Below are 23,425 nucleotides of genomic sequence, written 5' to 3' on the forward strand. Positions count from 1 at the left end.
AATTCTGATAGAGTGACACTAAAATTCTGGAATCTAATTTTATTAAATCATAGTGAAAGAAGGGCCTCAGAAAAGAGCCCTTCTTTTATTAAAGAAATATTAATCCTTTGATCGAGTCAGGTGGAAGACAAGCGATTGAAAATCGCCGCCACGTTTGGCGTTACGTCCATTGACGCCATTGAATTCGGTTGGCAGAATAAGGCCGACTTGCAGTAATTCATCACCGTAATAGCTTCTTCCATCAACGGTATAGCAGAATTCTTCATTCAAACCGCGCAATTTAAGATTCTGGTGCTTCGGTCCGTTCGGGGTTGCCAGAACCTTGTAATAACCGATTAACGCCTCCGTTTTGTCCTGACTCACAACCATCCAGGCGGTTTCGTTGTTCTCAAACGGATTCAGTAACCGATAAAATACGCCGTCACGGATCAGATTGCGATGCTGTTTATAAAAGACAACCTGCTTTTTTACTTCTTCACGCTCTTCTTCTGTCATTTTCAATGGGTCGAGTTCATAGCCAAATGTCCCGAAGTAGGCGGTATTCGCCCTAGTTGAAAGCGGTGTGCTTCGGAGCGTTTGATGGTTCGGAACTGCCGATACATGGGAACCAATGCTGTAGATTGGATAAGCAAACGATGTCCCGTATTGGATTTTCAAGCGTTCAATCGCGTCCGTGTCGTCACTTGCCCAGGCTTGAGGCGCATAGTACATCATGCCCGGATCAAAGCGCCCGCCTCCGCCTGCGCACGATTCAAACAGGACGTCTGGGAACCTCTTTGTCAGCCTCTCATACAAGTCATAAACTCCTAAGATATAGCGATGGAAAAACTCGCCCTGCCTATTCGGTGCAAGTTTTGACGAGAATGGTTCGGTAATATTCCGGTTCATGTCCCACTTAATATAAGCAAGTCCTGTCTGTTCAATGATTGCAGATATTTTTCCAAAAATATAATCAACAATGTCCCGCCGGGTAAAATCGAGAACAAGCTGGTTGCGGCCAAGCGTGCGGTGCTGCCCCTCTAGACCGACAGCCCATTCAGGATTTTCCCGGAACAGATCGCTGGCAGGCGAGATCATTTCCGGTTCAAACCAGAGCCCGAACTTCATGCCGGTTTCGTTAATCTTTTTAGCAAGACTTTCGATACCATTCGGGAGCTTGTTCACGTCAACATGCCAATCACCCAATGAGGTTGTATCATCATTCCTTTTTCCGAACCATCCATCATCGAGCACAAACAGCTCAATGCCCAACTCATGCGCAGAAGTTGCAATGTTTACAAGCTTTTGCTCATCAAAATCAAAATAGGTTGCTTCCCAGTTATTAATGAGAATAGGCCGGGTTTCGGTCCTCCATTTGCTTGGGATAAGGTGGCTGCGGTATAGCTCATGGAATGCCTGGCTCATCCCGTTCAGTCCTTCTGCGGAATAGACCATCACGACTTCTGGTGCCTGAAAAGTTTCACCTGGCGCAAGGCTCCACTCGAAGCCGAACGGATGGATTCCCGCTGTCAGCCTCGAAGTTCCATAGTGGTCCACCTCAACCTGCATAAGGAAGTTAGAGCTGTATACAAAGTTGAAACCATACACCTCACCATGCTGCTCCGTCGCATCACTCCTCTTCAAGGCCAGGAATGGATTGTGATGGTGTGAGCTTGCCCCGCGGATACTTGAAATCGACTGAATGCCAACTTCAAGCTGTCTTTCCTTAACATGCCGCTCACGAGACCATGTTCCACCCAGGTGAACCATGCTGAAATCCTTGTCAGGAAAATCTATCGATGCACTCATCAGGCGATCAATTGCCAGCAGGTTCCCGCCGCCATTCGTCAACGAAGCGCTCCTAGTAATGACCGGAAGATCGGCAAATATCGTATAGTTCAACCTTAGCTCCGCATCGAGTCCCGCATCTTTCAAAACAATCTCAAGAGTCATGGCATCGGCTGAATTATTAACATACATTGCAGGCAGCCCATCAAGATCAGGTTTTCCTTCTATCAAGGTATACGTTTCATAACGGAAATTTGGGATAAAGTTATCATCAGGCTTGCTGAGAGAAAGTGCCGGCTCCCTGAAATCGGAGCTGCCGTATACAGGATATTCCTGCCTAAGAGTTTCCAGGCTGAACGCCGGATCGTCAGCATATGGATGACAGCTTGCCGCAGTCGGGACATCATACGTTTGCAGATGGGAAAAATCACTGCGATGCCTGAGTGCCTTTCCGTAATATAGATGTCCGAGCTGGCCATTTTTCATGACATGAAAAATGTAACTTACTTTTCCGTTTGTTAAGTGAAACTGATTGGTTTCTTGATTAACATGTATATTCACAAAACATCACCTTTTCAGATCAATTTGGCGCTCTTTTGAGCTGAATAATATTAGCTTTAATAACCTTTTTGGAAGTCCCTCATTTCAAGGACATTTTGAACTCGGCTGCATATCGAATTGTCCTTGAAATCCCATTTCGTGGACATTTTGAGCTACGCTGCATATCGAATTGTCCTTGAAAGCTCGTTTCGTGGACATTTTGAGCTCCGCTGAATATCGAATTGTCCTTGAAAACTCATTTCGTGGACATTTTGAGCTTGGTTGCATACCGAATTGTCCTTGAAAAATCATTTCGTGGTGTTTTTGAGGTTGGCTGCACAACGAATCTTGAAAACTTATTTCTTGAAGATTCTATGAAACTTCTATTAAGATAAACTCCTTTTTGAAGAAAGAGTCCCCAAAGAAGTTCAGGGACTCTATCACAACTATTAGATTCGCTGAATCTTAAATTCGAATTCTAGGTTCTCATTCGCATGGATTAGATGTTCATCATAAACCGGTGCGCCCCATGAATCATCGCCGCCAACACCCATTTGCCTGCCAGCCACGGTGATCACTGTATAGTGGACGTCTGGAAGCTCGTAATGATGCTGGGCATTTTCAAGTTCGAATGCGGTATACGGCGAGAAATTGCACTCAAGCGGCTCGGTAACAGATGAGATCTTGATACCATTGCCATTGCCATTTTTGACTTCCACCCAGCGGACCCCAGTCCGGTTGCCGGATTCCTGTGGCATCAGGTAGGCGGACAAGTTATCCTGGACAGTATTTTCAAAAATGCCTAGGCGGGCACCATTTACCCGGTCCGAATAATTCTCTTCAGGACCCATTGCATACCACTTTAGCTGGTCATAATCGGCTGGAACCTTGAAGGATAACCCGAACAAAGGCATTTGCGGCAGGCCGGCAGCTCCATTGTACGAATGCTTCACACCGACACTTCCATCGCCAAAAACGGTATAGGCAGTTTTCACTTCAATTTCTTGATTTATTGAGAATTTGTAGGTAAAAGCAACTTCTACACGATCCTTGCCTTCTACCAGTTCAACCGCTGTAGCCATGCGGGCAAGGCTGGCCGCGAACCAGGCGCCAGAATGGAAACTCTGGCCAAAACCGCGGTCGTTATCTGTTGTAGCACGCCAAAACAATGGATATGGCGGGAATGAAATCATTTCCCGTCCGGCAAAATTCATTGACACAAGCGAACCCGCCTGCTTAGAGAACAAGATTGTGAAGTCGCTCCCATGGACACCGATGTTGACATCGCCTTTTACAACGCGGAGTTCTCCTTGAGGTACATCAGGTTCCCTGCCCTCAACTTCGAATACAAACTGTCCGAAAGCAGCTTCAAAGCCTGCTTCTGCCCAGAGAGTACCTTCCTTTAGTTTCAGTGCTGCCTGGATGGAATACTCTCCAGCAGTTGCGGCTTCAGGATGCTGGTGCTCAATGAATGCTTCACTTTGAGGAGCAATGGAGACTTCAAATTGCTGCCTCTCAAATTCAATTCCTTCACGCAATAGAGTTACTTCAAGGAAGTATTCCTCTCCGTTCGAGAACAGACTCTCATTCTTAATCCGTGTTCCGCCGTTTTCAGGGAAGAGCTTGAAGTTCTGGTAAAGGAACTTTACTTCTTGCATCTTCGGCGATTCCTCACGGGTTGCATAAACTATTCCGTTCGTGCAGAAACCGTAGTCGGTCGGCCTGTCGTCAAAATCACCGCCATATGCCAAAAACTCATTGCCGTAGCGATCCTTTTTGACAAGCGACTGGTCAATATAATCCCAGATAAAGCCGCCCTGGTACATTGGGTATTTGTTTTCCAACTCAGTATATTTGTACATCCCACCGACTGAGTTACCCATCGCGTGCATATATTCACAGGAAATGTAGGGCTTCTGAGGGTCTCCTTTTAGATACTCTTCAATATCGGCTGGCTTGGCATACATTCGGCTTTCCATATCGCTTGTCTCATCGTAATCACGGGCATGGAAGACGCCTTCATAGTGGACAAGGCGGCTTGAATCCTTCGATTTGAAATACTTCGAAGCATTCAGGATGACCTCTCCTGCATAGGACTCGTTTCCGCAGGACCAGATCAAGATGGAAGGGTGGTTCTTGTCTCGTTCATACATTGAAACCGCTCGATCCAATACGATATCCTGCCATTCCGGCTTGTTGCCCGGGATGTTCCAGGACGGTTCAACAGCGCCCATCTTCTGCCATGACCCATGCGTTTCAAGGTTCATTTCATCGATTACATAAATCCCGTATTCATCGCATAGCTCGTACCAGTAGCTCTGGTTCGGGTAGTGTGACGTTCGGACTGCGTTGATGTTGTTGCGCTTTAGTGTTTTGATGTCCCAAAGCATGTCTTCCTTTGTAACAGAGCGGCCGGTGCGGTAATTCCACTCATGGCGGTTGACTCCCTTGAAAACAATCCGTTCACCATTCAGGTGCATGATTTTATCGATAAGCTCGAAACGTCTGAAGCCGACCTTCTGGGGTACAACTTCAACGAGGTCGCCATTGGCATTGTAAACCTTGAAGAACACCTTATAGAGATATGGGTTTTCTGCGCTCCATAACGTGGGCTCTTCGACATCGATTGTCAGCGAAACTTTATCGCCGTCCAACTGCATATCAGCTGAATCTATGAGAGTGCCATCTGCGTCAACAAGTTCCGCAGTAATTCTACCTTCAGATGGGCCCAACAGTGTAAGATTGGCAGACAATGTGCCCTTTTCCAAAGAAGCATCAAGCTCTGGTCGGACGTCGGCATCAAAGATGTGAAGTTCGGGAACTTTGTACAGGTAGACGTCCCGGAATATTCCCGAGAAACGCCAGAAGTCCTGGTCCTCAAGCCAGCTGCCGGTTGAGCGCTGGTAAACCTCGACTGCAAGCTTGTTTTCTCCTTCGGTCAAAAATGGTGTGAGTTCAAAGTTGGCCGGGGTGAATGAGTCCTCGCTGTAGCCGATGAACTGTCCATTTAGCCAGACGTAGAATGCCGATTCGACTCCCTGGAAGGAGATGAACAGCGGCTTATTCTGAAGACCTGCAGGGACTGTAAAGAATTTAACATAGCTGCCGACAGGGTTTTTGTCCTGCGGAATTTCCGGCGGACGGATGTCATTTAGGCCGTCCCATGGATACATGGTGTTGACATATTGCGGCTGGCCGTAGCCCTGAAGCTGGATATGGCCCGGGACTGTGATGCTGCCCCAGCCGCCGCAGTTGAAATCGGGTTTATAAAAATCGGCCGGACGGTTTTCCGGATTGACTGAGTAAGTAAACTTCCAGTCGCCGTTTAGGCTGTGCCGCATCGACATTGGAATTCCGGCTTGCGCTTCTTCCATTGTTGCGTAATAAGAATGGTCGGAATGGGCAGGCAAACGGTTGACCTTGAACGTGGTCAAGTCCGTAAGCCAGCTTGTGGTCGGATTTACTGGCATGTTCTAACCCCTTTTCTAGTGCGTTCGTTATTTGACAGATCCCATCATACCTGCGACAAAATGCTTCTGCATGAAGAAGAAGAGGAGTGCAGTTGGGAGTGTTGCGATGACAATAGCCGTAAAGATAACGCCGTAGTCAGGTGCATAGCTTGAACCAAGGTTTGATATCAATAGCGGAATCGTCATGTTTTCAGGCGACTGCAGGACAACGAGCGGCCAAAGATAGCTGTTCCAGCTCGACATGAACGTGATGATCGCCGCAGCTGCATACGTTGTTTTCATGGTCGGGATATAAATCCTGAAGAAAATGCCAAGCTCGGTCAGGCCATCGATTCGCCCGGCTTCCAGGATTTCCTTCGGGAACATTTTTGTGTTCTGCCTGAAAAAGAAAATCAGGAACGCTGTCGTAACGGTTGGCAAGATGACAGCTGTAGTCGTATCAATCCCGATTGCCGGGAAGATTTGAGAAAGGTCAGCGAACATCCTGAATAATGGAACCATCAATGCCGCAAATGGAATCATCATCGACAGAAGCAGGATCGTGAACAGGATGTCTTTCGACTTGCTTCTGAAAATTTCAAATCCGTAACCTGCTAGCGAAGCGATCAGCATCGCGAGAATCGTTGTCAGGATTGAGATTTTCGCTGAATTGACCAGTGCCGGTACAAGGTCGATTGTTTCAAGCAGATTTTTGAAGTTTTCGACCAGGTGGCTGCCGGGCAGTAATTTCCCTTGTGTGACATCGGATGATTTATTCGTCGAACTGACAACCATCCATAAAAATGGGAAAATCGAGACGATGGATGCAATGGTCAGTACTGTATAGGCGGATATCTTTTTAATCATTTTTATCACCTGCCACTTTGAACTGGATGATTGAGAAGACGACGATCATGGCAACAATTGCATAAGAAACGGTCGCGGCGTACCCGAAGTCAGGTGTGTATTTGAACGACAGGTTGTAAATATACTGGGAAATCGTCATTGTCGCATTCCCAGGCCCGCCGGCCGTGATATTCATAACTTCGTCAAACAGCTGAAGCGTACCGATTGTTGATGTGATTGATGTAAACAGAATGATTGGCTTCAGAAGCGGCACTGTAATTTTTGTGAATTGCTGGAACGCCGAAGCTCCATCGATTTTGGCTGCTTCGTATATGGACTGGTCAATGTTCTGCAGGGAGGACAGATAGAAAATCATGTTATAGCCTGTCCAGCGCCATGTGATCGCTAGGATGATGGTAACCTTTGCCCAGAACGGATCGGTCAGCCACTGGATTGGTTCACTGATCAACGAAATTTTCATCAGCATGATGTTGATTAGGCCATCCTGGCCGAACATGTATTTAAAAATGACCGAGTAAGCGACAAGTGATGTAACAGCCGGCAGGAAGATTGCCGTCCTGAAAAGTCCTTTGAATTTGATTGTCTTGCTGTTTAGAATTACCGACAAGATAAGGGCAAGGACAATCATCAGTGGAACCTGGATGATTAAGTAAATGACTGTGTTTTTAACGGTGGTGATAAACACAGGGTCCTTTAGAAGCCTTGCGTAGTTTTCAAGGCCAACCCAGCTCAGATTTCTCCCGGTGCCGGATTGAAATGACAACAGCAGTGCCTGAAACATCGGGTAAAAATAAAATATAAATATCATGACAGCGGCCAGAATGACAAAGGACCAGCCGATCATTTTATTCTTAAAACGAAGATTCAGGCCGCGCTTAGGTTTGGGTGGCTTTTGGGGCTTTGCGGTGCCAAGTTCCTGGCCAGTATTTTCTAGCATCACGTTCATTCATCCCCTTTGTGGTAGCTTGCCTGTGGTGAACTGGGGCAAGCTATGGTAAAAAGCTGATTATAGTCAAAATTGGAAAGCTGCATAAGTTAAATCGGTATCAGTACGGCCGATTGGTTACATTTTGGTTAGTTCCTGAGCCTAAAACGGTGCCAATACATTCCATTCGTTACATTTTGGGTAGCTTCCGAGCTTGAAAAGTTACCAATACAACGCATTGGTTACATTTTGGGTAGCTTCCGAGCTTGAAACGTTATCAATACAGCTCATTGGTTACATTTTGGGTAGCTTCCGGGCTTGAAACGTTACCAATACAACTAGAAGAGCCTGCTGACAAGCACAATGCGCCTCGTGACAGACAAAGGGCGTGTGTCCCTGCGGTGATGATTCACTGGATCTTTTCTAAGTGGAGTGGAAATCTAGAATAACCTTAAGTTTCATATTTAAATTGATAGCCTAGGCTACATTATTTTCGAGTTTAGTAGTTTTATTCCGGTCATGAACCGGTCGTGTTTTTCAAAGGTTTAAAGAAAAGCCTTGGGTCCGCCTGCCAACCAGTCAGGTTAGTGTAACCAACAGGATCAGCCGGCGTATTCCCAAGGCTTGGTTTATTTTTTCAAAATCACTTACTTGATTTGGGTTTCAGCTTGAGCCTGGGCATCTTCTAGTGCTTTATCAATGTCTTTGCCCTTCACATAGTTCTGCAATTCAACTGCAAGGATATCTTCAATTGCATATGTGTGTAGGCCGTAGTTTACTTGCGGGATTTGCTCTGTCCAAGCAGCAAAGTCGGAAACGAGTGCCTGGCCGCCGAAGAATTCGTCAGTAGCTTTGTACTGTTCTCCTTCTGAAGCTGGCTTGTAAGTGCCGATTGCACCGATTTCTTTATTCAATGTCTGGTAAAAGTCAGAACTTGAACCAAAGGTTTCTTTAAGGAATTCTGCAGCTTTTTCTTTACCATCAATGTTGAGGACATACCAGGAGCTGCCGCCCAGGTTGGATGCATTTACCGAATCAGGCTGGTTTTGGCGCGGCATCGCAACAACTGTCCATTTGCCTGCCTGTGATGCTTCAGCTTTAATGGATGGTGTGAACCAGTTTCCTGTTGGAACTGTCGCAACAGCACCACTGTTAGGAGCGCCTACGAATTGGCTCCAGTCAGATACTGGCTTAATCAAGTCTGCATCAAGGATTGCCTTATACGTTTCGAACGCTTCTTTCAACGCAGGATTGCCGGCAAGGTCAGGAGTCTTGCCATCTTCCTTCAGATACCAGGAGCCGCTAGTCTGAATCATCATTCGAATCAGGCCAAGGTCTTTAGGATCCTGTGTCAGCATATGCTTTCCAGTCGTTTCTTTAATCTTTTTGCCTATTTCAATGTATTTGTTCCAATCGATATCTTTAATATCGTCAACTGTATAACCCGCTTCTTTCAGGTAGTCTGTCCGGAAGTAAAGGCCTGCTACACCTGTGTCGAAAGGAACGCCGTAGTTTTTGCCATCCACACTTGTTGGAGGGATTTTATAATCCGCAAAATCGTCTGCTTTAATCACATCTGTCAGTTCGTAGAACATGTCAGGATATGCCTGCAGGAAGCTTTGTGCGCGGTAATCTTCAATCAGGACAATGTTTGGAAGTCCCTTTGTTGTACCTGAGCTCAGGCTTGTGTTCAATTTTTGGATAATGTCAGCTTGAGCATTTTCAACAATTTTCACGTTGAGCTCGGAGTCAACCGACTTATATTCTTCTTTTGCCAATTCAAGGGCTTTAATATTGAAGTTTGGATCCCATGCCCAAATTGTAATATCTTTCGTATCCTTACTGCCGGAAGACTCTTTTGAACCTGTTCCGGAAGAACATGCTGAAAGCACAAGGATACTTACAAGGAACAATGCAAGCATCTTTTTCATAAAATTTCCCCCCAGTAAATTTGTATTTTGTAAGCGCTAACACCTTACACCTTTATGTTAGCATTCCGAATGCGCACGACGTTAGAACGATATTTTTATGAATTTGTACTATTTTTTGAAGGTTGTATCCGCTTACACGTCTGACCTACGATTATTTTTGGGTTTTTGGACTTTTTTTAGATTAGGTAAAATAATAATGTGATTTCCGCTCCAAGTGCCTCAATCAATTCTTTTTAATAGAACATATCCTATAACCCATCCTGTAAAAATACCGAAAGCCAGCCTGCCGGTACCAATAAAGCACTCGGAAGACTGGCTTTCTGTTTACCAATATTTAACCTGTGGCGGATCTGGCATCCTCATCACTTTCGGCAGGCATGGTAATCCTGATTTTCGTTCCTTCCCCAAGCTTGCTAGTGATCGAAACTCCATAGTTTTCGCCGTAAATCAGCTGAATCCGTTCATGGACGTTTTTAACACCGATCCCTGAGAAAAGCTGCTGTTTCCTTTTGGTAGCGGGAAGATTTCCGCCGGGTGCAACCTCCATACCATCACCATTGTCGACCACTTCGCAAATTAAGGTCCCCTCTTCCTTCCAGCCCATCACATGAATATTTCCCCCAGGCTTATGATTGAATCCATGGAAAAACGAATTCTCGATAAATGGCTGCAGGACCAGCTTTGGAATTTTACAGGAAGCAGCATCCGGGCTGACAAAATAATTTACTTTGATTCGGTCGCCATACCGTTTCTGGTTGATTAGTACATAGTGTTTAAGGTTCTCAATTTCCTGGGAAACCGTAATCGTCTCGCTGACAGTGCCAAGCGTATTTTGCAGAAGCGAGATGAAGGCATTCATTGTCTTTTCGGTTTCCTCGACATCCCCCTGCCTGACCATAAATTTAATCGAGGTCAGCGTATTGTACAGAAAATGAGGATTAATTTGCTGCTGAAGCGCGGCCAGTTCAGCAGTCCGCCGCTGCTTCTGTGCATCAATGAGCTGATCGACATACTCATGCAATTCCTCGAACATCGCATTGAATGCCTTTGCGAGCTTCCTCGTCTCCTGTGTGCCGCTTACCTCAATCGATTTATGGAATTCATGCTTTGGCGCATTCGAAATCTGATCAACAAGCTTTGTCAGGGAATTTGTCATTTCCTTTGTTCCCAAAATAACCACAATGAGGGCAATGAGGAAGATCGCCCCACTTATCAGGATGATCGCCTTTTTATCAATAACATTATCGACTGCAGTCTTTTTATCGAGAATATTGAACAAATACATATCAAATGAAGGCAGATACTCCATCAGGACAATCTGCTCCTTGCCCATGAATTTCTCGACAAGGTAACCCTTTTCCGACTGGCCAAGATTTTTAACAAAGGAAGGAAAGGCTGGCTCTGTTTTGCCGATCATGTCAGAATGATTGCTTGAGATGATCTTCCCGGCTCTGTCAACGATAAATATGTTGCTGCCTTTAGTCGTGTAAGGCGCATACATATCACGGAACTCCTGCTCATTCAAGCCAAAATACATTGCCCCGTATATTTCTCCATTGATTCGGTCCATCAAAGCGAGTGATGCAACGACATAATTATCCACGGTACCGTCTTCGCCCGTTCTCTTATCGGCATGATAGATAAGCCGCCGCGGATGCTTTAAAGTTTTATCCGTAATGTGACTGTCGAAAAGTTCTTTATCAGTGACCGGCCAATACGTCCTTTCTGTTGTATGGCCAATGCCGTTCCTTCCCATAACGAAAATGCTCACATCAAAATTATCGAGATTGCCTCGGACCCTTTTAAGCTGCTGGGACATATTGAAGTATGTGCTCATCTTCTCATAATTTGTCTGCTCTCCTGTCAGGCCTTCCTTGATGGTCCCACTTAGCAGCAAATTTTGTGAAGCATTGACAATATCACTGTTAAAACCCTCGAAACTCTCCCTCATCTGGGCAATCACTCTCGAATTGGTAATGCTGAATTTTTCTATAAAAAAGTCCTCGGACATTTTAATGGTTGTCCATGTAATCGCACTTGAAACGGTTACAATCATTACAAACGTGAATAGAAAAAGCTTGGTGAACATCCCCTGTTTCTCGAACCATTCCGGAATGAATTTCATGTTGGATCATCCCTCACCTGACAAGGTATTTCCGCTTATATTGGCTCGGTGAAACACCTTTTAGTTTTTTGAATACCTTGCAAAAATAGCTATGGTCGGAATACCCCACTCTTGCGCTGATTTCTGATATCGGCTCGCTGCCAGCAGTCAGCAGCTTGGCCGCTTCTTCAATCCGGATTTTGTTCAAGTATTCAGTGAAACTTTCATCGTTATTTGCTGAAAAATAGCTTGATAAATAGGAAGGATTGAAATGGAAGTGAGCCGCCACATCTGTGAGCGTCAATGGCTCCTGATAATGCTCGACGATATACTGGCGAATGCTTTTCATATTCAGCGATGAAGAGGCATGCGGAGTCAACTCGATACTTGCGCTGACTACTTCCAGAAATCGGTTAAGCAGGCCGAGAACTTCCCCAGCTGTCTGAGCCTGGTCAATCAATCTTAAATACTGATATTTAGCCTGATCGAGCCCCTTTATGTCAAAGCCCATATTTCCGAGGATGATTGCCATATTAAATATCGTATTGCTGAAAAAAGACTTGAATTCGAAGATATCCATCGTAAAACATTCGGTTAATGCAACTGCATGTTGTTTAAGAGACATAAACGCGGCATCAAAATTTCGCTGCCGTAATTCTGCTGTGAAAACGTCCACACTGAATTCGGGCGGCTGCGGTGCTTCTTTTTCGAAAATCGCCGGTGTCAAAATGCCTGCATCGGAAAAATAAAAATGGAAGTTAAGCAGCCTGTCTAATTCATCACGCTGGATACCGCCAAGGTTTGCAAGGTTGGTAAAATAACTTCCCACCACAGCGTAAAGACTGCGCTTCTCACCTTGAGGTTCACCAGCGGTACTCGATGGGTCTCCGATCTCTAACTTTATTGACATGACAGCTGCTTCAACAGAGTGCAAAATTGTATTCCAGTCAAAATCAGTATGAATTAAAAAGTTCACTGCATCCTTGCCTTCAGGAAAACGGAAAACTATACAATTGCCAAGCGCAGTTTTCAACGATGCCTCTAGCTCCTGAACGAACAGGGCATGGTTACTCCTATCACCAGCTTTGAACCCGGCAAGACAATAACCCTTAAACGGAAAAAAGAAAGAAACTGCTGGATCATCAAGATCCACCTTGTATCCAGAAAAGATTTTATTGATGACTTCTCCAATTGAAGTCTTCCCATCATCAGGACGCTCTTTCATTTTACCGGACGACTGAATCCTGTCAGCGGTCTTCTCCAGTACCCCAATAAGGACAGGCCCATCCAGCTTTGGTTTTAATATATAATCAACCGCCCCATGCTGGAAGGCGGCGCGGACATAATCAAAGTCGCCAAAACTGCTAAGGATGATCACTTCAATTTCCGGATGATGCTGCTTGACGATTTTTGTCAGCTCCTCACCATCCATAATCGGCATAACAATATCAGTAAGGATGATTTGCGGCCTGGCCGTCTCCAGCAAATCGAGCGCTTCACGGCCATTAGCCGCTTCTGCAACAATTTCAAATCCTTCTTGCTCCCAATCTATATAATGCTTGATTCCCTCTCGAATCAGCATCTCATCATCGACAATCATGACTCGGTAAAGTCCATCTTTCCCCATAAAAATCCCCCTTCCGGTATCGATAGACATACTATTATTGTAAACTAGTGCGCCATCATTCTCTATTAGCAATTATCGCAACAACTGCCAGATTATGAAAACGCTTCACTATAATTGGAATGTTTTTCTTGAAAATATTTCAGTATAAGTTTGTTGACATACATGTAATACACTAGTAAAGTAAATGTCAGGCAATTTAGAAAAGCAAATAATCTTACCTTCTTATCCAGAGAGGTTGAGGGACTGGCCCTATGATACCTCGGCAGCGGACAAACAAGTCTGTGCTAATTCCAGCAAGCGTAACAGCTTGAAAGATAAGAAGAGGCGAATTTAGTATTTACAGTCCTCTTCTATCTGAAGGGGACTTTTATTTTTTCGAAAAATTAAATATGCGATTTTCTTATCCAGAGAGGTTGAGGGACTGGCCCTATGACACCTCGGCAGCGGACAAATAAGTCTGTGCTAATTCCAGCAAGCGTAACAGCTTGGAAGATAAGAAGAGACGCTGCTTGCCTTTAAGCTTGCTTGCCCTCTTCTGTTTTCCAGAAGAGGTTTTTTATTTGAATCAGTAAAATTCGAGTCGGTTATAGGAGGACTACAATGATTGAATTTCAACAGGTTAAAAAAGTGTATGGCAGCGGTCCGAACGAAGTCACCGCGCTGAACGGCATCGACTTGAAGGTTGATAAAGGTGAAATTTTCGGTGTGATCGGCTTCAGCGGGGCCGGGAAGAGCTCCCTGATCCGCTGCGTGAATCTTCTGGAGCGGCCGTCATCCGGTCATGTAATTGTCGATGGCCAGGACCTGACAACTCTTTCGGCGAAAGAGGTCCGTGAAGTCAAAAGAAATATCGGGATGGTCTTCCAGCATTTCAATCTATTAAATTCAAAAACTGTCTTTGCAAATGTAGCGATGCCACTTATTCTGGCTAAGCAGCCGAAGGAACAAATCAAAAAGCGTGTCCATGAGCTCCTTGAATTTGTCGGGCTCGCTGACAAGGCTGACAGCTATCCAGATCAGCTTTCCGGCGGCCAAAAGCAGCGGATTGGCATTGCAAGGGCGCTGGCGACCCAGCCGAAAATTCTGTTATGTGATGAGGCAACCTCTGCCCTCGATCCGCAAACAACCAGCTCAATCCTTCAGCTTTTAAAAAAAATCAACAAGGAATACAACATCACGATTCTGATTATTACCCACGAGATGGGAGTCATCAGGGAAATTTGCGACAAGGTCGCTGTAATCGAAGGAGGAAAGATCATCGAGGAAGGTTCAGTGTTTGACGTCTTCTCCGCACCGAAAACACAGACCGCACGCAATTTTGTCTCATCCGTGATGAATGACAAACTGCCTGAATCCGTCACCAGCCTCATCGAAGATCATGCTGGCCTCCAGAAAATTTACCGTATCAATTTCGTCGGTAATTCGGCCGGGCAGCCCCTGCTCTCCCAGCTTGCTAAAAAGTTCGACATCGATGTTAATGTGCTATTCGGGAATATCACCGAGCTCCAGGGCACACCGTTCGGAAATCTGATAGTCGAGTTCCAGGGAAATGACAAGGAAATTCTAAAGGCACTGCAATTTATTCATCAACAGAATGTCAGCATTAAGGAAGTGAAAGCACATGCTAGTTAACTCCGAACAAATTATTGAAGCATTGATTGAAACCATACAAATGGTAAGCTTTTCGCTATTATTTTCAGTTCTTCTTGGGCTGCCGCTCGGTATCCTGCTCGTTGTGACACGAAAAGGCCATTTACTTGAAAACGTGCCGTTTTTTAATATCCTTAGCGGCATTATTAATGTGTTTAGGTCAGTTCCGTTCATTATTCTTTTAGTCGCGATCATTCCGATTACAAGGCTAATCGTCGGCACATCAATCGGTACTGCTGCAGCAATCGTCCCAATGGTTTTCTATGCAGGCCCCTATATTGCAAGGCTTGTAGAGAACTCGCTCCTTGAAGTCGATCCGGGGGTGGTCGAAGCGGCGGAAGCAATGGGTGCAACGCCTTCCCAGATTATTTTTAAATTCCTAATCCCTGAGGCCCTAAGCTCTCTTGTTCTCGCCATCACCATTGCAACAATCGGCCTTGTTGGTGCATCAGCAATGGCAGGTGCAGTCGGCGGCGGCGGAATTGGCGACCTGGCCATCACGTATGGCTACCAGCGCTTCGACACAACGACAATGCTGATCACAGTTGCTATCCTCGTTGTCATGGTCCAGGGACTACAAACATTAGGAAATGTTTTAGCGAAGAAAATAAGGCGGAGATAACAGGTTATAGCCTGGCATGAATTTTATTAAAAAAAGAAGTTAACTCAGGAGGAAAACATCATGAAAAAAGTAATTCTAACATTTCTCGTATTGGTATTAACGGTTTTCAGTGCAGCATGCTCAAACTCATCATCAGCATCGGACGACACTGTCAAAGTAAAAGTCGGTGTCAGCGGCACAGACACCCGCGTTTGGGACTTTATTGCTAAAAAGGCTGAAAAAGAAGGCATTGAAATTGAAGTCATTACGTTCTCGGATTATGTTGCACCAAACACTGCTCTTGCTGAAGGCGAAGTTGATATTAACGCATTCCAGACAGTTGCTTATTTTGACACATTCATTGAAGAACACAACGTTGACCTTGTACCAATTGCAACTACCGTACTTGCGCCAATGGGCCTATACTCAGAAAAATATAAGGACATAAAAGAAATTCCGGAAGGTTCAACAATCGCGATTCCAAACGATCCATCCAACTCCGGCCGTGCATTGCTGCTTCTTCAAGAAGCTGGCCTAATCACACTGCCTGAAAACTATGATGGTATCGCCGGTCCTGAAGTGATTGTCGAAAACCCTAAAAACCTGAAAATTGAACAAATGGTTGCTGCACAAACTCCAAGGGTATTGCCTGACGTTGCCGCTTCTATCATCAACAACGGTATCGCGGTAGATGCTGGCTTCTCACCGACCAAGGATTCGATTTTTCACGAAAGCGCAACAGCCCTGCCATATCTGAACATTATTGCAACACGTGCGGAAGACAAAGACAACAAAACTTACAAGAAAGTCGCTGAGCTTTACCAATCTGATGACACAGCCGAGTTTATTGAAAAAGAATACAAAGGCAACATGATCCCAACATTCGTACCGCTTAGTGAAATCGGCTGGTAAGAACCCCTCTTTGGAAAAACTGGCCGACACTATTAGCTAGAGCTGCAATGCGGCTAAGTTTCAAACAGCCTTGGGATAAGGTTTTAATCTACTTTTAATGAGGAGGGGCATTCCCTTCCTCATCAACTTAAGGAGGAGAAAAAGATGGCAGCACCAGTACAAACAGACCTTAGAAATGTAATCATTGAAAACATTGATAGTAAGCGGGAGCTATATCTTTCCACTAGCCATGCAATCCACGCCCGGCCGGAAATTGGCAACCAGGAGTTCTTTGCTTCCGCCCAGCATATCAAGCTTTTGGAAGATGAGGGATTTCAGGTCGAGAAGGCTGTTGCCGGACATGAAACCTCCTTTGTTGCACGAAAGAAATCAACGAAGCCTGGCCCTTCAATCGCCTTCCTTGCTGAATACGATGCTCTCCCTGGAATCGGCCATGCATGCGGGCACAACATCATCGGTACAACAAGTGTCGCAGCTGGGATTGCCTTAAGCAAAGTCATTGAGGAAACAGGCGGTGCGGCAGTCGTGTTTGGGACTCCTGCTGAAGAAGGCGGTCCAAACGGCAGTGCCAAAGGAAGCTTTGTCAAACACGGTTTAGTTGAAGGAATTGACGCCGCCCTCATGATTCATCCATCTGGAAAAACAGCCTTGACGTCTCCTTCACTGGCAGTTGACCCGCTAGATTTTGAATACATCGGCAAACCTGCACATGCGGCCGGTTCACCTCATGAAGGAATCAATGCACTTGATGCCGTCATCCAGCTGTTCAACGGAATTAACGCCTTAAGGCAGCAGCTTACTGACGATGTCCGCATTCACGGGATTATCACCCATGGCGGAGACGCGCCGAATATCATTCCCGAATATGCGAAGGCTCGCTTCTTTATCCGTGCAGCAACCCGGAGCGGCTTAAACGAAGTAACCCGACGCGTCAAGGCTGTCGCAGAAGGCGCTGCTCTCGCGACCGGAGCAAAGCTGAATGTCATTGCCTTCCAAAATGAAGTCGACAATCTTCTATTAAATAGAACGTTTGATTCGCTGTTTAAAGAGGTGATCGAGGAACTTGGTGAACCGGTCTTTACCGGAGAGCGTGACGGAATCGGTTCGACCGATGCAGGTAACATCAGCCAGGTTGTCCCAACCATTCACCCGTATATCTCGATTGGCCAGGCTGACCTCGTCGCCCACACCGTCCCATTCCGTGAGGCAGCCGCCTCCCCTAAAGGTGACCAGGCGCTCATCACCGGTGCAAAAGCACTCGCACTGACTGCACTCCGGCTCATCACAGACGCCGACGCACTATCCGCAGTCAAACAAGAATTCGCCGACCGCAAAGCAGCCGAAGCAAACTAAGCAACGTAAAAGCAGGGGTCAGACCCCTACCCCCAGGGGGTAAGGGTCTGACCCCTCTTTTTTATATGTATTACACTTTATTACTACTATTGTGTATTAATCATAGTACTATTCACTAGCCAGTCTCTGAGTAGTACTAGTAAATCCGCGATGAAAAATGATACTACTCAGAGTAGTACTAGAAATGACTATGTATCCGCACCACTCTTAATTACCAGCGGTGTGTACTTTTTATAGTACTGTTCACTAGCCGGTCTCTGAGTAGTACTAGTAAACTCGCGATGAAAAATGATACTACTCAGAGTAGTACTAGAAATGACTACGACCCGCACCACTCTTTCTTACCAGCCACTTTAAACACTTATGGCACTTTCACTAGCAATCTGCTCTTTAATCACTAGTAAACTCATCAAAAGCTAGTAATCAATACAACTTAAAAGATTAGCACTCAATACAAAACAAGCCTGCGCCAAAATCAGCGCAGGCCTTTTCTTTCTACCCCATTGGATGTAAAACAGATTCCTTTGTTTGAATGATGTCGTTGATGACTTCCTTTAGCTCTGTAACAAGATGGATATTGTTAAATGACGGGCTTAATTCAACGAGCCGGACACTATGGTCCTCATAGTAATCGGAGGCACCGCTTGAGAGTCTTTTCGGATACAATGCCCACACTTCGGGCACCGGCCGCAGCCTTTTTCTCAAATAGTCGTTCACCCGGTTCCCATACAGATGGCTCGAGCTGAAGTTGGAGGCATAGCTGACGAGCTGCTTCATTGTAGTCGTCTGGGCATTCGTTGAGATAAGGTCTTCTTTCCAAATGGATCCCTTCGGACGGTACTTGAAATCGAAAACGAGACTTCCGATATAGATGCCGTCCTCATATAAATCCAGGCGTCCATCAGGCCGGTTGTTTGTGCCACGTGTGTACAGCGGCGTTTTTTCCATATTGGTTTCGGTACTCTGCGACGGAATCCTTCCATCGTATACAAGCGAAGCCGTTAAATGTTCCTTGCTAAATGTAATTTTCGTGCCCGGCGGAATGGTCGGGATGATAATATCCTCGATTAAATTATCCATCTCATACAGCCAGCCGCCTGTCGGAACAAAGCCAAGCTCCTCATGCTGGAGCAGCTTAACGAATTGCAGGAAACCCCAGATTTCATAGATTTTGTCGGTCCGCTTCCACTGGTACATATACTCCTGGTCAAAAGAAATGTTTATCGTTTCATTATTTAATTCACGCTGTACCTGGTATAAGGTCCTGTAGCGGACATCAGTCGTCATCACATGCGGAATTCGCGCCTCCATCCGCTGATTCACTTCACCGTACCATGGGGCGGTCCTGAACCAATTCAAAGCGCCGCGCATTTTGGTTGATTTGTCGAGGTACACACCCAAATCCTTCAGAATAAGCCGTTTTCTGCTGATCGTACTGGTTGTGTTAAAACGCTCTTGTTCAAGTGCCTCGATTTCCGCTGCAAGTTCCTTCTGATAATTTTCCACAGAGACGATGAACTTGCTGAGAGTAGCGATAAGTGACTTAACAATCTTCTTTGCCAGCCGGTTTTCAGGCAAATCATAGTTGATTTTCTTAATAGGGGTTAACAGCCATTCATCAGATTCGGGATGCTGGACCCGGTGCCGGATGGTAATTTCATCGACAACCTTTGCCTTTTCCTCAGGCATAAGCTGATATTCTTTTTTTATCGCAAAGTTAATTTTCTTGTACAGGTCAGTAATCGATGCCATGATGGCAGGGAATCTGTGCTCAATAATCCGGAATTGCCTGAGAATATCCGGAGACAGTTTGATATCGGCGTCCTTCGGGAGTCCGTAGCTTTTTCGGATGAGATCCTGCGCAAGCCCGCGGAGCTCTGCCTCAACTTCATCGCGCATCGTTTCCCATTGGTCGGCATTGATTTGCTTCGGGGTGATCCTTAGCCATGAAAAATATGACTTACTCCCTAAAACGACCATAATCCTGTACAGACCCGGTATATAGGGATAATACTCATCCCCATTATGCTGGAACAAAACGAGCGGTGATTGGGAAGGCTTCAAGAAAATCTCGCCGCCATCCCCTTCCTGCTCAAGCAATCCAACAGGCAAAGCATCAAGCCCATCCATGAACATTCTGGCTGTTGAATCAACGGACGTGAATGTTACATTCAATGGAATATTCTCCGGTATTTCAAGTACAGCTGAATCGGCGTGGTCGAACAGCTCCTGCTCTGTTTGATAGAATGACTCTACCTGCCTGTCAGCACTTCCTGCCAGGAATCCAAGCGTAAAGGTTATCGTAAATGGCATTTCACTATAATGTATAGCCATTCAATTTCAACTCTCTTGCTTTATGAATCACCGATTGGCGTGTTTGTTCGAAATCCGATACATCACTATATTCTTCTAACAGGTTCCAGAAGAAGCTTTTCGCAAGAGTATCGGAATTCCTGTCATAAGTTCCAAGGAACGAATGAAGCTGGTCCTCGGAGCCTCTAATTTTTGTCAAAATCCGCTGGACAATCTGCACATCAAATGCGTCGTTCCTTGACAGCACATCTTGGACAGGAAGGTTTTTCAAATAAGAATCAATCTGACGGACAATCCTCTGCCCAATCCCGCTCTGCCTGTTGACATTTTGCAGGCCGCTATGAAGCTTCCAGAGGAATTCAAGTTCACGGCTCGTCAGATTCAAAGCAGTATTGTTATTTTTAAACGAATCATAATCCTCATAATTTAGCACCTGATCACGGGAATGGAAAACCTTCTTCTTATCGCCGAGCTCCTTCAGCTGCTCATAAGGAAGCACCTCAAGCTGAATGACATTGGCACGGTCAAGCACCTTGTCGGAAAAATGATACGTCGATTCATCGAGGTTGACCGTTCCAACGAACATGACATTGTCCTTAATTGAGATGGTCGGCGGATATTGAGCCGAGTTGTATAGTCGAGTCGCTAGCTCATCATTGTAAAGGCGAAGCTCGCGTCGGCCTGAATCCATCTCAAGAATCGATAGGAATTGCGAGAAATAATGCTCGACACGGGCAAGGTTCATCTCATCAAAGCAGATGATGAACAGCTTGTCCTTTTCTTTCTCAGCCTGCTTAAGGACATTAATTAGCCCGGAATCGCCAGGCCTGTATACCATATGAAGCGTGTCGGCATACCCGATCAGGTCGGCGTCATCAGTCCAGGAAGGACGGACAGATATATACGTGAACTGGTCGGAGTACAAGCCAAGCGCGCGGCTGTATGCCTGAACAAGCTTCGATTTACCCGTTCCACTCATCCCCGCAAGAATGACCAGGTTGGATGACTTCATCGCGGTATGGAAATTGACTAGATCCTTTTCTGAATAAAGCAGCCCCATCTCCTGTGTAGTGGCGATGAAATAATCAAGGAAGCGCGATTCTGATGTTTCTTCTTTTGTTTGAGGCTGAGCGCTTGACGGTATTGCCGGTTGTGCTTGCTGAGCTGCGAAAGCCTGAGCGTGCTGACCGGCTGACGATGGAGAACCAGAACTCAGTGTGCCTGCAGAAGCTGCTGGCTGAATGCCAATACCGGTTGCCTGCGGTACCGTCCTTTCTTTTTCCTGCTGAGAAGCTTCAGAAATAGGCTCAGATTTCACAGTAGTTACCGGTTTTTCTTTTTCAGGTGCGGCAACAGAAGCGGCAGCTTCCTGAAGGGCATTCGATAAATCGAGGCTATCAGCAGCTTCGATTGCACCGGTCAGGTATTGATACGTGTCAATCGTTACATACATTACATTCGGGATGTTAAGTGGATCAATATATGAATCATCTAGCCAATCTTTTTCAAAAGGAGTGCTCTTTAGCTCGCCTCTGATTGAAAAACTGAAGCCTCCATGGGCATATTGATGCTTATCAAATTCCCCAAAAGCCACATACTCATTTTCAGCATTTTTCCAAAGGATGATTGATGGTGTATCATTTGCTTCTGTCGAAATGCCATCAATCCTTCCAAGGAATTTCCGCTTGGATACCTTTTCAAGAAACTCTTCAAAGGTGATGCCATGTGCCTCACATGAGAATATTGGCACCGGGAACAAGGCCACACGATCGTGGTAGCTTTCCGCCTTCGGAATCAGCCTGATATTCTTTGCCTGGTAAACCTCATTATGGTTATAAAGAATCTTCCGCTCAGCTACGAACACTAGCAGGCTGTCATTGAGCCAATCGCGTAAATTCTGCTGGCGCTCTTCATCCGTTGTATATGGGTCATCCTCAAAACCCCATTTGACCAAGTCAGTTGCGAATCCGGTGATATATTTAACATTCGGAAAACTGTCAGGCGGCTGTGAGATAAGCTTGATTTGGAATTGCAGCAAATCCTGGCTATTGACAAACACAGCCTCCCGGAAGGTATTTTCTATGTACGTATCTTCGGCGACAACACCAATTAAATCTGTTGCCCAAACTTTGTTATGCATTAAGAATTCCCTCTTTCAATCAAATTGCGTAAATCTATGAATGTATTAACAATTTTTACTGGCCGTTCCAGCCGAGATTGAATGAATGCCTGTTTTGTAGCCGGCACTTTGTATTTAAGAAGCCAAATCTCCTTGAACTCGTCCCAATCAGCGGTTTCAAAAATCTCCTCGATTTCTGATGTTTCAAAAATAGCCAATTCATATTGTTTGTTTTTCATAATTGATTTGTTTTTTGGGTTTCCGAGCAGGGCTATTTTCTTTTTGGAAGATTCACCCGTTTGCTCCTGTTCAGAATCATTAGCCTCAACTGCCATATCTTTACCCGCCCTGCCGCTGTTCAGGAGACGTGCATTTAAATGAGAGATTGTTGCATTCCGTTCTGCCAGCAAAGCATCTTTTTCAGCCAGCTGCTTCAGATGATTCTCCGATTCTTTTTCTAGCCTCTGAAGCTGTTCATTTGCCTTGGAAAGCTCCTGGCCGGATAGGGATAGTTTTCGATTCAATTCTTTCTTTTCTTCTTTTAACTTTTCTTTTGCATCATTCAGGTTTTTTTCAAGCTTCGTAATTTTAGAGGATTGCTCTGCATTTTTTTGTTCCCCCTTTTTTAATTTTCTTTCAAGGTCAGAAATGATTTTTCTTAGTTCAGCTTCATTTGAGGCTGTCTGCGGAGGGGCTGAGACTTCTTCTTTAGGGTCTTGGGCCGGTTTTTCTGCCAGCTTTTCTTCAAGCTCGCTTGCCAGTTTGTGCTTTTCTTCATCCTCGCTTGAATAGAGGGAAGAAAGAATTTCATACAACTTCGCACCATTTTTAACTGCTTCAGAAAGTTCCTCAAGATTCATCGACCGATATCGTTTGTCTTCATCTTCTTTTTCCTCAGCTTCCGCCCGTTTATTTAGGACATTACTAACTGCGGTGAGTTTTTTAGGTTTAATTGCTTCATTAATTAATAGTTTCCTGGCACCTTTAATATTGTTGGCGTTAATTTGCCGGAATCCCTGAACCTTCAAGCCCGAGACCGCCGAAAGCATAATCAGGTCCTGGTCATCGAACGATTCAAGAACCCTTTTCCACGTTTCCTTGTTCAAAATATCTGCCTCCCCTTTAGTAGAAAAGCGCAAGCGCCTTGCCCAGCGCCGTATTGAACTGGATGGCCTCGAAGGAGATAAAGGAAACACGATGAGCGAAAGCGAATCGATGTTGACTTATCGTAACGAGGGGACCGAAGTACATTAGGCGCTAGGCGCTG

At 45.4% G+C, this 23,425-nt stretch carries 14 protein-coding genes and 2 riboswitches; of the genes, 4 read left to right on the forward strand and 10 right to left on the reverse strand.

What is annotated here, in order from left to right; translation table 11 throughout:
* Positions 1 to 99 precede the first annotated feature (99 nt).
* From TY16_RS13070 to TY16_RS13100, 7 genes are all read right to left on the reverse strand, one after another.
* On the reverse strand, positions 100 to 2,328 hold the full coding sequence (locus tag TY16_RS13070) for an alpha-galactosidase (protein ID WP_043932351.1): 2,229 nt from the start codon (positions 2,326 to 2,328) through the stop codon (positions 100 to 102).
* A gap of 428 nt (positions 2,329 to 2,756) precedes the next feature.
* Positions 2,757 to 5,777 carry a glycoside hydrolase family 2 TIM barrel-domain containing protein gene (locus TY16_RS13075; RefSeq protein ID WP_043932352.1) on the reverse strand — a complete coding sequence of 1,007 codons (3,021 nt, stop codon included), beginning with the start codon at positions 5,775 to 5,777 and terminating at the stop codon, positions 2,757 to 2,759.
* A gap of 27 nt (positions 5,778 to 5,804) precedes the next feature.
* Positions 5,805 to 6,623, reverse strand: a complete 819-nt coding sequence (locus TY16_RS13080; protein WP_043932353.1) for a carbohydrate ABC transporter permease — start codon at positions 6,621 to 6,623, stop codon at positions 5,805 to 5,807.
* A complete protein-coding gene (locus tag TY16_RS13085) occupies positions 6,616 to 7,467 on the reverse strand; it encodes a carbohydrate ABC transporter permease (RefSeq protein ID WP_231505707.1) in 852 nt (283 codons plus the stop codon). Before TY16_RS13085 ends, TY16_RS13080 begins: the two co-directional genes overlap by 8 nt.
* Positions 7,468 to 8,195: 728 nt before the next feature.
* Complete coding sequence (locus TY16_RS13090; RefSeq protein ID WP_043932354.1) at positions 8,196 to 9,479, reverse strand: ABC transporter substrate-binding protein; 1,284 nt, start codon at positions 9,477 to 9,479, stop codon at positions 8,196 to 8,198.
* A 334-nt stretch (positions 9,480 to 9,813) separates the two neighbouring features.
* Positions 9,814 to 11,604: a cache domain-containing sensor histidine kinase gene (locus TY16_RS13095; protein ID WP_043932355.1), complete on the reverse strand. Its 1,791-nt coding sequence runs from the start codon at positions 11,602 to 11,604 to the stop codon at positions 9,814 to 9,816.
* Positions 11,605 to 11,617: 13 nt separating this feature from the next.
* Positions 11,618 to 13,210 (reverse strand): response regulator transcription factor, encoded by a 1,593-nt coding sequence (locus TY16_RS13100; protein WP_043932356.1) that lies wholly within the window; start codon positions 13,208 to 13,210, stop codon positions 11,618 to 11,620.
* A 219-nt stretch (positions 13,211 to 13,429) separates the two neighbouring features.
* Positions 13,430 to 13,531: riboswitch (SAM riboswitch) on the forward strand.
* A gap of 76 nt (positions 13,532 to 13,607) precedes the next feature.
* Positions 13,608 to 13,709, forward strand: a riboswitch (SAM riboswitch).
* A gap of 101 nt (positions 13,710 to 13,810) precedes the next feature.
* Here TY16_RS13100 and TY16_RS13105 point away from each other — a divergent pair.
* The 4 genes from TY16_RS13105 (at position 13,811) to TY16_RS13120 (ending at position 17,726) form a co-directional block, all read left to right on the forward strand.
* Positions 13,811 to 14,842: a methionine ABC transporter ATP-binding protein gene (locus TY16_RS13105; protein ID WP_043932357.1), complete on the forward strand. Its 1,032-nt coding sequence runs from the start codon at positions 13,811 to 13,813 to the stop codon at positions 14,840 to 14,842.
* A complete protein-coding gene (locus tag TY16_RS13110; RefSeq protein WP_043932358.1) occupies positions 14,832 to 15,482 on the forward strand; it encodes a methionine ABC transporter permease in 651 nt (216 codons plus the stop codon). The genes TY16_RS13105 and TY16_RS13110 overlap by 11 nt, the downstream gene beginning before the upstream one ends.
* Positions 15,483 to 15,542: 60 nt before the next feature.
* Entirely contained in the window at positions 15,543 to 16,373 is an 831-nt protein-coding gene (locus TY16_RS13115; protein ID WP_043932359.1) for a MetQ/NlpA family ABC transporter substrate-binding protein, read from the forward strand.
* A gap of 144 nt (positions 16,374 to 16,517) precedes the next feature.
* A complete protein-coding gene (locus tag TY16_RS13120) occupies positions 16,518 to 17,726 on the forward strand; it encodes a M20 family metallopeptidase (RefSeq protein WP_043932360.1) in 1,209 nt (402 codons plus the stop codon).
* Between the two features lie 495 nt (positions 17,727 to 18,221).
* On the opposite strand, the gene TY16_RS13125 is transcribed toward TY16_RS13120, so the two are convergent.
* Genes TY16_RS13125 through TY16_RS13135 form a run of 3 tightly spaced genes read right to left on the reverse strand, consistent with a single transcriptional unit; the run spans position 18,222 to position 23,264 of the window.
* On the reverse strand, positions 18,222 to 20,060 hold the full coding sequence (locus TY16_RS13125) for a DUF2357 domain-containing protein (RefSeq protein WP_043932361.1): 1,839 nt from the start codon (positions 20,058 to 20,060) through the stop codon (positions 18,222 to 18,224).
* Complete coding sequence (locus TY16_RS13130; RefSeq protein ID WP_043932362.1) at positions 20,044 to 22,179, reverse strand: McrB family protein; 2,136 nt, start codon at positions 22,177 to 22,179, stop codon at positions 20,044 to 20,046. The genes TY16_RS13125 and TY16_RS13130 overlap by 17 nt, the downstream gene beginning before the upstream one ends.
* Positions 22,179 to 23,264 carry a hypothetical protein gene (locus TY16_RS13135; protein WP_043932363.1) on the reverse strand — a complete coding sequence of 362 codons (1,086 nt, stop codon included), beginning with the start codon at positions 23,262 to 23,264 and terminating at the stop codon, positions 22,179 to 22,181. Before TY16_RS13135 ends, TY16_RS13130 begins: the two co-directional genes overlap by 1 nt.
* Positions 23,265 to 23,425 lie beyond the last annotated feature (161 nt).

It is taken from the genome of Bacillus sp. EB01, from assembly GCF_000613125.1.
Lineage (GTDB): Bacteria > Bacillota > Bacilli > Bacillales > Cytobacillaceae > Bacillus_D.

What these genes read in the sequence shown, in the direction of transcription:
- TY16_RS13075 (WP_043932352.1), bottom strand. Translation starts at nt 5,777, where the DNA reads ATGCCAGTAAATCCGACCACAAGCTGGCTTACGGACTTGACCACGTTC.
- TY16_RS13080 (WP_043932353.1), bottom strand. Translation starts at nt 6,623, where the DNA reads ATGATTAAAAAGATATCCGCCTATACAGTACTGACCATTGCATCCATC.
- TY16_RS13085 (WP_231505707.1), bottom strand. Translation starts at nt 7,467, where the DNA reads ATGATCGGCTGGTCCTTTGTCATTCTGGCCGCTGTCATGATATTTATA.
- TY16_RS13090 (WP_043932354.1), bottom strand. Translation starts at nt 9,479, where the DNA reads ATGAAAAAGATGCTTGCATTGTTCCTTGTAAGTATCCTTGTGCTTTCA.
- TY16_RS13095 (WP_043932355.1), bottom strand. Translation starts at nt 11,604, where the DNA reads ATGAAATTCATTCCGGAATGGTTCGAGAAACAGGGGATGTTCACCAAG.
- TY16_RS13100 (WP_043932356.1), bottom strand. Translation starts at nt 13,210, where the DNA reads ATGGGGAAAGATGGACTTTACCGAGTCATGATTGTCGATGATGAGATG.
- TY16_RS13105 (WP_043932357.1), top strand. Translation starts at nt 13,811, where the DNA reads ATGATTGAATTTCAACAGGTTAAAAAAGTGTATGGCAGCGGTCCGAAC.
- TY16_RS13110 (WP_043932358.1), top strand. Translation starts at nt 14,832, where the DNA reads ATGCTAGTTAACTCCGAACAAATTATTGAAGCATTGATTGAAACCATA.
- TY16_RS13115 (WP_043932359.1), top strand. Translation starts at nt 15,543, where the DNA reads ATGAAAAAAGTAATTCTAACATTTCTCGTATTGGTATTAACGGTTTTC.
- TY16_RS13120 (WP_043932360.1), top strand. Translation starts at nt 16,518, where the DNA reads ATGGCAGCACCAGTACAAACAGACCTTAGAAATGTAATCATTGAAAAC.
- TY16_RS13125 (WP_043932361.1), bottom strand. Translation starts at nt 20,060, where the DNA reads ATGGCTATACATTATAGTGAAATGCCATTTACGATAACCTTTACGCTT.
- TY16_RS13130 (WP_043932362.1), bottom strand. Translation starts at nt 22,179, where the DNA reads ATGCATAACAAAGTTTGGGCAACAGATTTAATTGGTGTTGTCGCCGAA.